Origin of the sequence: Nocardia sp. bgisy134 (assembly GCF_965341865.1) — a bacterium.
Lineage (GTDB): Bacteria > Actinomycetota > Actinomycetes > Mycobacteriales > Mycobacteriaceae > Nocardia.
In genome coordinates, this window is sequence record NZ_CBDQZP010000014.1 from 61,455 (window position 1) to 73,736 (window position 12,282).

The 12,282-nt window shown below is 71.1% G+C and carries 10 protein-coding genes; 4 read left to right on the forward strand and 6 right to left on the reverse strand.

What is annotated here, in order from left to right:
- Positions 1–134: 134 nt before the first annotated feature.
- Complete coding sequence (gene recC, locus ACRWNM_RS23785; RefSeq protein ID WP_431970287.1) at positions 135–3,593, reverse strand: exodeoxyribonuclease V subunit gamma; 3,459 nt, start codon at positions 3,591–3,593, stop codon at positions 135–137.
- A 188-nt stretch (positions 3,594–3,781) separates the two neighbouring features.
- Here recC and ACRWNM_RS23790 point away from each other — a divergent pair, with 188 nt between their 5' ends.
- Both ACRWNM_RS23790 and ACRWNM_RS23795 read left to right on the forward strand, forming a co-directional pair.
- A complete protein-coding gene (locus ACRWNM_RS23790) occupies positions 3,782–3,979 on the forward strand; it encodes a hypothetical protein (protein ID WP_431970288.1) in 198 nt (65 codons plus the stop codon).
- A gap of 153 nt (positions 3,980–4,132) precedes the next feature.
- On the forward strand, positions 4,133–4,978 hold the full coding sequence (locus ACRWNM_RS23795; protein ID WP_431970289.1) for a tat pathway signal sequence: 846 nt from the start codon (positions 4,133–4,135) through the stop codon (positions 4,976–4,978).
- 6 nt (positions 4,979–4,984) lie between these two features.
- Here ACRWNM_RS23795 and ACRWNM_RS23800 read toward each other — a convergent pair whose 3' ends face one another.
- A complete protein-coding gene (locus ACRWNM_RS23800; protein ID WP_431970290.1) occupies positions 4,985–6,472 on the reverse strand; it encodes a cytochrome P450 in 1,488 nt (495 codons plus the stop codon).
- A gap of 232 nt (positions 6,473–6,704) precedes the next feature.
- Between ACRWNM_RS23800 and ACRWNM_RS23805 the strand changes: the two genes are divergently transcribed.
- Entirely contained in the window at positions 6,705–8,138 is a 1,434-nt protein-coding gene (locus ACRWNM_RS23805) for an NAD(P)/FAD-dependent oxidoreductase (RefSeq protein WP_431970291.1), read from the forward strand.
- Positions 8,139–8,311: 173 nt separating this feature from the next.
- Complete coding sequence (locus ACRWNM_RS23810) at positions 8,312–9,085, forward strand: hypothetical protein (protein ID WP_431970292.1); 774 nt, start codon at positions 8,312–8,314, stop codon at positions 9,083–9,085.
- Positions 9,086–9,208: 123 nt separating this feature from the next.
- Here the strand turns inward: ACRWNM_RS23810 and ACRWNM_RS23815 are convergent, their stop codons facing one another.
- From ACRWNM_RS23815 to ACRWNM_RS23830, 4 genes are all read right to left on the reverse strand, one after another.
- Positions 9,209–9,919 carry an urease accessory protein UreD gene (locus tag ACRWNM_RS23815; RefSeq protein ID WP_431970293.1) on the reverse strand — a complete coding sequence of 237 codons (711 nt, stop codon included), beginning with the start codon at positions 9,917–9,919 and terminating at the stop codon, positions 9,209–9,211.
- A gap of 4 nt (positions 9,920–9,923) precedes the next feature.
- The gene (gene ureG / locus ACRWNM_RS23820) at positions 9,924–10,610 is read right to left on the reverse strand and encodes an urease accessory protein UreG (protein WP_431970294.1); all 687 of its coding nucleotides are present in this window, start codon (positions 10,608–10,610) and stop codon (positions 9,924–9,926) included.
- A gap of 26 nt (positions 10,611–10,636) precedes the next feature.
- Positions 10,637–11,287 carry an urease accessory protein UreF gene (locus ACRWNM_RS23825; protein ID WP_431970295.1) on the reverse strand — a complete coding sequence of 217 codons (651 nt, stop codon included), beginning with the start codon at positions 11,285–11,287 and terminating at the stop codon, positions 10,637–10,639.
- Between the two features lie 73 nt (positions 11,288–11,360).
- Positions 11,361–12,239 (reverse strand): SDR family NAD(P)-dependent oxidoreductase, encoded by an 879-nt coding sequence (locus ACRWNM_RS23830; protein ID WP_431970296.1) that lies wholly within the window; start codon positions 12,237–12,239, stop codon positions 11,361–11,363.
- Between the last annotated feature and the right edge of the window lie 43 nt (positions 12,240–12,282).

Here is a 12,282-nt window from a genome sequence, read left to right on the forward strand (position 1 = left end):
CCGCCTTTCGTCCTGCCTCCGCGCATCGTCGATCCGGGCGTCGCACGGTCGCCCGGGGAAATCGCACCACGCCTGCGCCGGAAGCCCGGCAGACACGCCGGGACGCACGCGAAAACCGTGGGACGACACCGTGATCACGGCTGCCCCTGGCCTTCCGCGCCGAGCAGCGGCGCCCACAGGCGACGCGCCAGCACGCCGAACCGGGTGGTCTCCCCCGGCTCTCCCGCCGGAGCGGGCGTGTCCATCAGGTGTTCCAGCCGCGGCGCCGAGCCCCACACGTAGCGCAGGTGACGATCGGTGTGATCCCCGAATGCGCCGGGGCCGTTGGGTCCGCCGTTGAATTCGCGTTCGGCCGCGGCGAAGGCTTCGTCCGCGGAGGCTCCGCGGAACCGTCGCTCGGCGTAGGCCGCGGTCGCGGTCGGCGCGATCGGGAGCGGTTCGCACAGGCCCGCGTCTCGCAGCCGCACCAGTTCGCGCAGGATCGCCACGGCGGCAGGGGCATCCGGCGCGGTGAGCACGGATCGCCATGCGGGACGGCCGAATTGACCGCGTCCGGTGGTCACCGCACGCCAGGAACGGTCCTCGGTCGCCGCCAGCGCGAGCAGCGCGACCCACGCGGCGATGCGGTGTTTCGGCGCGAGGCGCGAAAACGTGGTACGCACCAGAGTTTCTCCGCGCACCTCGGGCACCGTGCCGGTGAGCCTGCGACCGTTGCCTAGATCGATGGCCACGTCGACGGCCCTGGCCTGACCCTCGTAGTCCGGCAGCGAGGCGCGCACCAGCTTGTCGACGGTGTGCTCGACCTCGTCGAGCACCGCGCCGCCGAGCCCGAACGGCGGCAGGGTGCCGCGCCGCCATTCCGCGGCGCGCAGCGCGTTCGCGTCCGCGCCGGTGAGCCGCGCGGTGAGCATCCGTTCGCCCAGTTCCCATTTGGCGAGGCCGTCGAGTTCGATGGGCAGCCGGTCGGCGATGTCCTCCTCGTGCTCGGGGACCCGCAGACCGAGCCGCTGCCACAGGAAGGCGCGCACCGGGTGTTCGGCGAAGGACATCAGATCGGCCAGCGCGACGTCCGACGGTTCCGGCGTGGGCAGCGGTTGCGGCAGGAACGCGGGGCGCGGCGCGGGCGGGCGCCCGGCCGCCAGCGCACCCGCCAGCGCGACCGTGTCGAAGCTGAACGGGCGCTCGGCGTGGAAGTTGCGGCGGTCGAAGCCTTGCAGCGGGTGCCGGGTGAGCACCGCGTCCATTCCCGCCGCGCCGACATGGGCGCGCAGCGCGTCGAGCAGTTCGGCGACCGGAATCGCGGGCGGCCGGTGCGCGCCGCTGACCGGGTCGGCGCCGGTGTGGAACAGCAGCAGCTTCTCACCCGCCGCCAGTACGGCGTCCAGCAGCAGCTGCCGGTCCTCGCTGCGCGGATCTCGTTCGCCGAGCACCGGATTGCGGGCGAGCACGTCGTCGCCGTCCACTACGGCCGCGCGCGGGAACACGTCGTCGTCGAGGCCGAGCAGCACCACGACGCGGTGCGGCACCGACCGCATCGGAACCATGGTGCAGACGGTGAGCTCTCCGGTGCGGAAGTTGGCGCGGGTGGGCTGGGCGGCGAGCCTGCTCGACAGCAGCACCGCCAGATCGGCCAGGCGCAGCGGCACCTCACCCGCGTGGTCGGTGGCCGCGGCGATCTCTCTGCGCGCCTCGGTGCGCACCCACGCCTGACTGTCGGGGACGTCGGTGAGCAGGTCGAGCGAGCGGCCGAGCACGGCGGCCCATTCACGCGCGGGGCGCGGCCCACGCAGATCGCGCAGGCACACCGCGAGCCGATCGACGAACTCCGCGAAGCGTCCTGCCAGATCGACGTCGTTGCTGTCCACGTCGTCCAGCGGCAGCGCGAGATCGAGCCAGTCGTCGGCGGATTCGTCGGCGGTGACTCCGAGCAGGATCCGGTCGACCGCGCCGTTCAGCGTGTTCTGCGCGAAATCGGCCAGCCCGAACGCCTGGCGCTGCCGCTGCCCGATGGCCCATCGTGCGCCGGATTCCGCCGCCCACCCACGCAGCCGTTCGATCGCGTCGTCATCGAATCCGCAACGGCGACGGACGGTTTCGGACGCGGCGAGATCGAGCACCTGGGTGACGGTGACGCGCCCGTCGGCCATCTCCAGCAGCACCTCGATCACCGCGAGCAGCGGATTGGTCACGCCGCGGCCGCGGTCGGCGAGCCGGACCCGCAGCAGGTGCGCGGGATGCGCCGCTTCCTGCGTGGTCTCCCCCGACCCCGCGCGGGAGCCGAAGGCGGCGCGCACCAGCGGCGCGTACGCCTCCACCTCGGGGCACATGATCAGCACGTCGCGCGGTTCCAGCGTGGGATCGGCCGCGAACAGGCCGAGCAGGCATTCGCGCAGGACCTCCACCTGCCTGGCCGGTCCGTGGCAGGCGTGTACCCGCACGCTGTCGTCGGCCGGGACGAGTTCGGCGGGCGGCCACGCGTCGTCGCGAATGCCCGCCTGCACCGCGGCCAGCAGCGAGGTCGCCGCCCGCGGCGCTCCGCGCTCCCATGGCGCCGAGCCACTCACCGGCGCAACGTCGTTCGACCGACCCGCCCGTTCGGACTCGGGCACCGGCTCCGCTCCGGCCGCGACCACCCGCGCACCACGCGGCGGCGCCGAGAGATGCGTATCCGACCCGGCCGCGGCAGGCCCGGACAATCGCTGCTGCAACTCGCGCACATCCCGCGCCAGACCCGCGAGCAGCGGATGACGCATCGACCGCCCTGACGCGTCGTCCGCACGCGAGACCGTGGGCGACAACCGCGCGATCTCCGACCACATGACCGGGCTCGGGTGCGCCAGCCACAGGTGCACGTCCCTGGCGTGACCCAACGCGTCGAGGACGGCCAGCTGATCGGCGGGCAACCGGGTCACCCCGAACAGTGAAAGTCGTTGCGGCAGTTCGACGAGATCGGGTTCGGCGCGCAGCAGCGCGCAGGCCGCGTCCAGCCGTTCGGCGGGGCTCGGCGCGCCGATCTCGGCGCGCAGCCGCCGCCACAGCGTCGGCTGCCACAGCAGATCGTCGGGCACCCGGCGGCCGGCACCATCGGTGTCGGCGCCCGCCGCCCACTCGGTGATCAGGGCGGGACGCTGTGCGCCGTACCCGTCGAACAGCCCGGACAGGTGCGCCGCGGTGGCGTAGCGCCTGCCGACCCGGTGATCGCGGCCCGCGGGGTCGGCGCCGCCGAGATGACGCGCGAGCACCGCGCACCACGGCTCGCCGAGCGCGGCGTCGATCACCCGCAGCAGCGTCCACACGGTGCGCTGCGGCGACCACGGATCGTCGTCCTGCGCGATCCCGGTGCTCGCCGCGAGCGCCTCGGCGACCAGCGCCGAAGGGGACGGGAATCGGATGTTCGCCGCGACGCCGTCCCGGCCGCCTGCCGAGACGCCGAGCACCGCGGACAGCCGCTGGGTCAGCCAGCGCTCCACGCCTTTGGCGGGCACGGCGACGATCTCCGCCGCGAACGGGTCCGGCTGCGGCGTCGCCAACAGCTCGGCGAGCGCGTCCGCCAGGGCGTCGGCGCGCTCGGCCCGGTGGATGTGCAGCGGCATTGCACGTTTATACGCCAGCGACCTGCGCGCAACCGCGCCGCCCCGCCCGGTCGAGAGTGAATTGAGCCACACGGGAACGGAATACTCGGCCATGTCACGGCGAACCGGTCGGACCCGTGTGCAACAGTTCTCAGCCGGGGAGGAACGGGAGAGCTGCATCGAAAGGCTGGTTCGCATTCATGAATGCGATGGTGATTCCCCTGCTGCCGAGAGGCGGGTTCACGGTCCGCCGTGTCGGTGACCGATGGGAACTGGTCAACTCGCGCCACTTCGGCCGCACCGTCGTCCTGCACAGCTGGCCTCGCGACCGCCACGCCGAGGCGTTCGAGCACTGCTACCGGCTCAACGGACGCACCGTCGAAGAACTTCGCGCCGCCTTCCGCTGACTCGCGGTTCAGCGAAACCCGCTGCGGTACAAGCGCACAACGGTCGCTGTAACACACCGGGCTGCCGAGCTCAAGACGTGCGTCCTCGGCGCGGATGTGCGATCGTGGTCCCTCGTGCGTTACCCCATGGCCCCCACCCGGACAGTTCCCCGCGTGGCCGCATCCGCCTGTGTCCTGGCCGCAGCGGCGATCCTGATCCCGACCGCGCCCACTTTCCTCCCTGGCGCCGCGGCGCCGAGCGCCTACGCCGCGCCCGGTTGCCTCGCCGGCTTCGACTGCGATATGAGCAGCCGGATCGCCGCGGTCGACGCCTACCTGAAGACGCGGCCCGGCGTCACGGGTTATGTCGTCCGCGACCGGGTGACCGGCGGGGTGTACGCCAACGAGCACGCGGAGAACTCCGTGTGGACCGCCTCCACCATCAAGCTCGCGATCGCCGCCGACCTGCTGAACCGGGCCCGCGTCGGCGCCATCGCGCTCCCGCCGGAAGACCGCGGCCTGCTCGAGGCGATGCTCGCCACCTCCAACGACGCCGCCGCCGACCTGCTCTGGAACAAGTACGCGGGCGTCGACCGGATGGCCTACAACAACGCATTCCGCGCCAACGGCATGGTCTCGCTCGTCCCCCAGCCCACCAACACCGCGCTCTTCCCCGACTGGTCGTTCCAGAAGTGCACCGCCGCCGACCTCGACCGGCTGATGGACAACGTGCTCACCGCGATGCACCCCGACGACCGCAACTACCTGCTCGACCGGATGCGCTCGGTCGACTACAACCAGCACTGGGGCGTCTGGGGAGCGGGCGCCCGCATGCGGCCCGGACTCAAGAACGGCTGGTCGGCCGAGCAGGGCGGCTGGGTGGTCAACTCGGTCGGCTTCGCGGGCCCCAACGAGCGGTACACCCTGGCGATCATGAGCTCGCTGGGCGACGCGGGCGGGTACACCGAGGGCGCCGAGACCGACACCAAGGTCGCGGAGATGCTGCTCGCCGGTCGCTGACCGGTCCTACCGCCGACGGCGCAGCAGCATGGGGGCGCCGTCGCGCGGGAACGGAATCGTGGTGAATCCCCACGGCATTCGATAGTCGCCGGGGATCTCCCACTCGTATTCGCGCACCATGGCCGCGATCAGGGTCTTCACCTCGAAGGTGCCGAAGTGCATGCCGATGCACTTGTGCGCGCCCGCGCCGAAGGGCAGCCAGGCCAGCCGGTGCGAGTGGTCCTCGCGGCGCGGTTCGGCGAATCGCAGCGGATCGAACACCTCCGGCCGCGTCCACAGCTCGGGCAGCAGGTGGTTGACCTGGTAGGCCAGGTCGACGGCGGTGCCCGCGGGAATGTAGTGACCGAGGATCTCCGTGTCGCGCACGGCACGGCGCACCAGGCCGGGCACCGGCGGCATCAGCCGCAGCGACTCCCTGACCACGAGGTCGAGCTCGGCAAGGCGGTCCAGATCCGCGATGGTCGTTGCGGCGTCGCCGGTTTCGGCGTCGGCCGCGAGCACCTCGTCGCGCACCCTGCGCTGCCATTCCGGATGTTTGCCCAGGTAGTAGGCGACCGCGGTGGCGGTGGTCGTCGTGGTGTCGTGGGCGGCCATGATCAGGAAGATCATGTGGTTCACCACGTCGGCGTCGGTGAACACCTCGCCGTCCTCGCTGCGCGCGTGGCACAGACCGGAGAAGAAGTCGGGGTCCTGTGAGCGGCGTTTGGCGGGCAGCATCTCGGTGAAGTACCGCTCCAGCACCTGCCTGCCGCGCAGACCCGCGCGCCAGTGCCCGCCCGGGATCGGATGGCGCACGATCGACAGGCCGGCGTGTGTGCAGTCGACGAAGGCGTCGACGAGTTCGCGCCGCCGCGGCCCGACGTCGACCGCCATGAAGGTCTCCCCCGCGATCTCGAGGGTCAGCTCCTTGATCGTCGGGTACAGCCGTACCGTCGCGCCGTTCCGTCCCTGCGGCACCCAGCGCGCGACGGCGGCTCGCGCGATCGGTGTCAGCGTGGCCAGGTGCGCCGCGAGGCGGTCCCTGGTGAAAGCCTGCTGCATGATCCGGCGGTGGAACATGTGCTCGTCGAATTCGAGCAGCAGCAGCCCGCGCCGGAAGAACGGACCGATGAAATAGTCCCAGCCCTGCCCGAAGTCCCGGCGTCGCTTGCCGAGCACCTCGTCGAGCGCCTCCGGTCCGGACACCAGCACGCGGTCGATGCCGAGCGAGGTGTTCAGCGCAACCGGTCCGTAGCGGCGGTGCCGCTCCATCATCTCGGCCGGACCCCAGCGCATGTAGTGCAGGGCGCGACCGAGATAGGGCAGCCCGATATCGCCGCGCACCGGGACGGTCGCGCGGCCGCGCGGCGGAGCGGCCAGCACGCGGTGACGTTCGGGCAGCCTGCGCAGCATTCGATCGATGACGCTCGTCTGCGGGACATCGATGAGATAGGCGTTCTCCGATACGGCGTGCACGCTGCGCTTTCGGACTGCGACCCGGTCTTCGGCGACCATCGCACACCTCCCTGAACGACAGCATCTATCGTATTCTCTTCTTCACAATCGTTCAGGTGGATCCGCGGCGGTGGTTTTCACTACTCCACCCCGCCGACCGTGAGGTTCCGCACTTCAACACGCCCGGAACGGGGATCTCGTCGTGACGGTCCAGGACGGGCCGACTACGGTTGGAGCTTGTCGATAACCGTTCGCGGGGGAATCAGCCCCCCGATTGTCGAGGAGCAGGACGATGAGCACTCAGTCTGTGGAGAACCGTCGCCACAGGGTGGTGGTGATCGGCTCGGGCTTCGGCGGCCTGTTCGGCACCAAGCACCTCAAGCGCGCCGACGTGGACATCACCCTGATCTCCAAGACCTCGACCCATCTGTTCCAGCCCCTGCTCTACCAGGTCGCCACCGGCATCCTCTCGGTCGGCGAGATCGCGCCCGCCACCCGGCTGGTGCTGCGCAAGCAGCGCAACGCCCAGGTGCTACTCGGCGATGTGACCGACATCGACCTAGCCGAGAAGACCGTCACCTCGCGGCTGCTGAACCAGGACACGGTCACCCCCTTCGACAGCCTGATCGTCGCCACCGGCGCGCAGCAGTCGTACTTCGGCAACGACCGGTTCGCCACCTACGCCCCCGGCATGAAGACCATCGACGACGCGCTGGAGCTGCGCGGCCGCATCCTCGGCGCGTTCGAGGGCGCGGAGCTGGCGACCACCCAGGAACTGCGCGACCGGCTGCTCACCTTCGTCGTGATCGGCGCGGGACCGACGGGCGTCGAATTGGCCGGGCAGATCGCCGAACTCGCCGATCGCACGCTCGAGGGCACCTTCCACAACATCGATCCGCGCGACGCCAGAGTCATCCTGATCGAGGGCGCGGGCTCGGTGCTCGGCCCGATGGGTCCCAAGCTGGGCGGCAAGGCCCAGCGCAGACTCGAGAAGATGGGCGTGGAGATCCAGCTCAACGCCATGGTCACCGACATCGACGCGCACGGCGTCACGGTCAAGGACTCCGACGGCACGATCCGCAGGATCGAATCCTCGTGCAAGGTCTGGTCGGCGGGCGTGCAGGCGAGCCCGCTGGGCAAGATGCTCGCCGAGCGCTCCGAGGGCACCGAGGTGGACCGGGCCGGGCGCGTCATCGTGGAGCCCGACCTCACCATCAAGGGCCACCCCAACGTCTTCGTCGTCGGCGACCTGATGTCCGTGCCCGGCGTGCCCGGCCAGGCGCAGGGCGCGATCCAGGGCGCGACCTACGCCGCCAAGCAGATCAAGGCCGGACTCGAGGGCGAGTCGCCCGAGGAACGTAAGCCGTTCAAGTACTTCAACAAGGGCAGCATGGCCACCGTGTCGCGGTTCAGTGCCGTCTGCCAGGTCGGCAAGCTGGAGTTCGGCGGGTTCATCGCCTGGCTGGCCTGGCTGGCGCTGCACCTGTACTACCTGGTCGGCTACCGCAGCCGGATCATCACGGTGATCCAGTGGTTCGTCACCTTCCTCGGGCGCACCCGCGGACAGATGGCCGCCACCGAGCAGTGGGTGTTCGCGCGGCTCGCCTTGGAACAGGTCAACGAGGATCAGGAGGAGGCCGACGAGCTCGCGGCCGCCCTCGGCGCGCCGCCCGCGAGCGACGGCCGCGCGCCGGGGAAAACGGTGACCGACCGAGCGGTCTCCTGACTTTCCGCAACTCCTCTCCTCGCCACCCGCTCGATCGGGTGGCGAGCTTTCGCGCGTCGGCGAAGTCAACCGGCCGCGACTCACTTGTCGTGCTGCGGATTTCCACCAATCCGTGTGGCGCTCGGGTCCGAATGTGGGACGTCGAGCAATCTCATCCACGACGAAAGGTGAGTATGGGCACAGGCAAGCACAGAGCTCTCAACCCGCAGCGGCAGAAGGTGGGCTCGATGGTCGCGGCGGGCGCGGTTCCGCTGGTGCTGGCGCTCGTCGGCACCGGGGTCGCCAATGCCGAGCCCGCACAGTCGAATACGGTCTCCCACCCCGAGCAGGCGAAGCAGTGGCCCGCGGCCGACGCGCCCAACATCGTTCCGTACGAGGGCCTCGACATTCCGGACGATGTCCACAGTTCGCTGCAGTGGGCGCGGCCCGCGCCGGACCAGAGCTACCTCGCACCGGTCGGTGTCCTGCACCCGCCGGTCGCGGTGGACCCGGTACCGCCGATCGCGCCGCCGCCGGGGCAGTTCCGCTTCGGTGACGTCACGGTGCCTACCCCCGACTGGATCACCCACGACCAGGCGATCCAGATCAACGACAATGCCGCCGTGGCCGAGGCGAATATCGCGACGTTCCTCGACTCGGTCGGCATGGAGCGCAGCCGGTCCGACCGCATCGCCGCGCAGACCCTCGGCACCGCGGCCATGGGCGCCGTGTCGGGCGCCGCCTCGGCGGTGCCGATCGCGATCAGTTCGGGGATGATGGGCGCGACGGTGGGTCTGGTAGCCGGTCTGATCTTCCTGCCGATCGGCCTCGTCGCGGGACCGATGCTGGGCGCCGCGGCAGGGGCCGCTGCGGTCACCGTCCCCGCGGCCATCGTGGGTGCGGCCGCCGGTGCGGCGGTCGGCGCGGCCAGCGGCTTCATCGCCCCCGCACGGGTTCTGGGCGACTGAACGCGCGGTACGCGCTTCCGGCGGGAAAGGTTGTGCCGGAAGGCAGAGCGCAGGGCGGGGTTTCGACACTTGTGTCGAGGCCCCGCCCTTTCGACGTCGACGGGAAGTCGCGGCTGCCGCACCTCAGCCGGGCGGCTGACCACCGGCCGGCACCGAAACCGCTGTGCCGCCGGGTGTTCGCGGGCTCGCGCTCAGCCGCGGCCCCACGGCGGTGAACAGACTTCCGCCCGCGGCGAGCGGCAGTCGCGCCGCGGTCAGCCCGAAGGTTTCGACGGGCCGATCGTCGGGGTAGACGAGCTCGCTGTCGAGTGCACGCGGTGCCGCGAGCGCGTCGTCGCCGGCGGTGTGCGCCCCGAGTTCCAGACGATGGCGCAGCAGCGGCAGATCCGCGAGATCGGCGATCAGATCACCGCGCCACGCGCCTCGATCCTCGTCCGCACGCCCGATCTGCACGCGTTCGCGCAGCCGCAGGCGGGCGCCCGCCGCGAGCAGCACGGTGGTGACCGCGCGGTGGTCGGCGCCGCCCGCCACGATCGTCGGCTCGGTCTCCGCGTCCAGTTCACCGCCGTCCGCGATCTCGAAACGCCAGCGCGCGACCGACACTCGCGTGGCGGCGCCGGGGAGCGCGATGGTCGCCGCCACCGACCGCAGCGCGAGCCGGGCGCCAGGACCGACCGCGACCGAGATGTCGATTTCGTCGCCGCCGAGGGGGGTGGCGGCTGTTCCGATCAGGTGCACGGTGTGCGGACCGGTCCGGCGGGCGGCCAAGCCGCCCGACGCGTGGATCTCCGGGAGCGTGCCCGCCCTGGCGACGATGCTCAGTTCGGTGCGCAACGGTTCAGTGGACTACGGCGGCCGCGGCGAGCTGTTCGCGCACCCACGCCAGCACCGGAGCGGCCGCGGGGTCTTCCATCAGCGAGAGCATCGCCGTCGGCCTGCCCTCGCGCACCTTGGCCGCGTCACGCTCCATCACCCCGAGATCGGCGCCGACCAGCGGGGCCAGGTCGGTCTTGTTGACCACCAGCAGATCCGAGAAGGTGACGCCGGGGCCGCCCTTACGCGGCACCTTGTCGCCGCCCGCCACGTCGACGACGAAGATCTGCACGTCGATCAGGCCGGAGGAGAACGTCGCGGTGAGGTTGTCACCGCCGGATTCCACCAGGATCAGATCCAGCGGCGGGTTGGCCGCGATCAGGTCGTCGATCGCGTCCAGGTTGGCGGTGATGTCGTCGCGGATCGCGGTGTGCGGGCAGCCGCCGGTCTGCACGGCGCTGATCCGCTCGTCCGGCAGCACCGCGTGGCGGCGCAGGAAGTCCGCGTCCTCGGTGGTGTAGATGTCGTTGGTCAGCACGGCCAGCGACAGTTCCTCGCGCAGTTGCCTGCACAGCGCCGCGACCAGCGCGGTCTTGCCCGAGCCCACCGGACCGCCGATGCCGATGCGCAGCGGCTCCCCCGGTGTGCGCTCCCGTTTCGGCCGATCGTGCGAATGATCGTGCGGTTCACCATCGATCAGGTGCGGTGGCATGCGGCCTCTCCTCTCTCGAAAACGTGTCAGCTGGCGAACAGCGGCATGTCGCGGCGCCGGTGCCGCTCGGCAAGCACGTCTTGCAGCGGATCCGACAGCGCGGCGAGACCGCCTGCGGCTTCGGCCGCGGTGCGGTCGCAGAGCTCGGCCAGCCGGACGGTGCACGCGGCGACGGCGGCGGGATCCAGCGCCAGCAACCGCTGGGCGGCGGTGGCGGCGCCGGTGAGGGTGGTGTACACGACGACGTCGGCCGTCTCGCGCGGGGTGATCGCGCAGGCGCGTCCCACCGCACCGAACACCGTCGACAAGTGCGGGCGAGCCGCTAGCTCTGCCCAATCATGGTGTGGCCAAACATTTTTTGCCAAGCGCAGCAGTCCGCGGCCCTGTGCGCGCGAGGCCGCCCGTGCCGCCGGTGCGGGCGTTCGCGCGTCGGCCTCGGCGTCCGCGCGGTGCGGGTCGAGATCCCCCGCGCACACGGCCGCGGCCAGCGAGGCCGCGACCAGACCCGAGGTACGCACACGACGTCGCAGGTACGCCTCGACGGACGCGACATCGCGCACCAATCCCGAGGCGACGGCCTCCTCCACACCGCCGGAGTGCACGTGCCCACCGATCGGCAGGCGCGAGTCCGCCAGCGCGAACAGTGTCGCCGGACTCGTCGCACCCGCTTCCACCATCGCTCGATCCTAGGCGTACCTTCGCCTTCGTTCCCGCCGTGCGCGGGATTCCGGCTACGTCCGGCCGAGCATTTCAGGCCTCGCCGCGGCGGTAGGCACGGGCCCAGAAACGCCGGGCCTGCCGTCGGGTGAGGTCGGTCCAGGCCTGGATGGGCGCCGACCACCAGGGGGCGATATCGGCCGGTTTGGCGGTGACGGCGTGACAGACGAGATCGGAGGCCTCGTCGACGGTGAGGCCGGGCACCCGGCTGAAGTCGGTGGGCGCGCTCATCCTGGTGTGCACGAGCGGCATATAGATCGACGTGGTGGTCAGGCCGTCGACGGCGATCTCGGCGGCGACACTGCGCAGCCACACGTCGAAGGCCGCCTTCGACGCGCCGTAGGCGGCCCACCGCGGGGCGGGCGGCATGAGCACGCCCCAGGTGGACATGTTGACGATGTGCCCGCTGCCGCGCGATCGCATGGCGGGCAACAGGGTCAGCAGCAGGCGGACCGGACCGAGGTAGTTCACGTCGATGGTCCGGGTGAAATCGTGGAAGCGGTCGTAGGATTCGGCGATCGGCCGGCGAATCGACTTGCCCGCGTTGTTGATCAGAACATCGATGTGGCCGTGCGCGGCGAGCAGCTCGCTCGCCAGACGATCTACCGCGTCCATATCGGTCATGTCGGTCGGATAGGCGTGGGCGACGCCGCCCGCGGCGGCGATCTCGGCGGTCAGCCGCTCGAGTTCGCCCGCGGACCGGGCGACCAGCAGCACCGTCGCGCCCGCCGCGGCGAGTTTGCGCGCGCTGGCCTTGCCTATCCCGTGCGACGCGCCTGTCACCAGCACGTTCCGTCCGGACACCGCGGCGCGCAGGTCTTTTTCGGAGGGTCGCGAGGTCGGGTACAGGAGCTTGACGGCCACCCGCTCGGCGAGCGGACGCCCGGTTCCGGTGGGCTGAGTCTCGGACACCCCACCAATGTATGGCGCGCTGGGGGTTTCTACCCGGTTCCTG

Excerpts from the sequence above, each read along its gene's own strand:
- recC (WP_431970287.1), bottom strand. The coding sequence starts at position 3,593 with ATGCCGCTGCACATCCACCGGGCCGAGCGCGCCGACGCCCTGGCGGAC.
- ACRWNM_RS23810 (WP_431970292.1), top strand. The coding sequence starts at position 8,312 with ATGGGCACAGGCAAGCACAGAGCTCTCAACCCGCAGCGGCAGAAGGTG.
- ACRWNM_RS23805 (WP_431970291.1), top strand. The coding sequence starts at position 6,705 with ATGAGCACTCAGTCTGTGGAGAACCGTCGCCACAGGGTGGTGGTGATC.
- ACRWNM_RS23825 (WP_431970295.1), bottom strand. The coding sequence starts at position 11,287 with ATGGTGGAAGCGGGTGCGACGAGTCCGGCGACACTGTTCGCGCTGGCG.
- ACRWNM_RS23800 (WP_431970290.1), bottom strand. The coding sequence starts at position 6,472 with ATGGTCGCCGAAGACCGGGTCGCAGTCCGAAAGCGCAGCGTGCACGCC.
- ACRWNM_RS23790 (WP_431970288.1), top strand. The coding sequence starts at position 3,782 with ATGGTGATTCCCCTGCTGCCGAGAGGCGGGTTCACGGTCCGCCGTGTC.
- ureG (WP_431970294.1), bottom strand. The coding sequence starts at position 10,610 with ATGCCACCGCACCTGATCGATGGTGAACCGCACGATCATTCGCACGAT.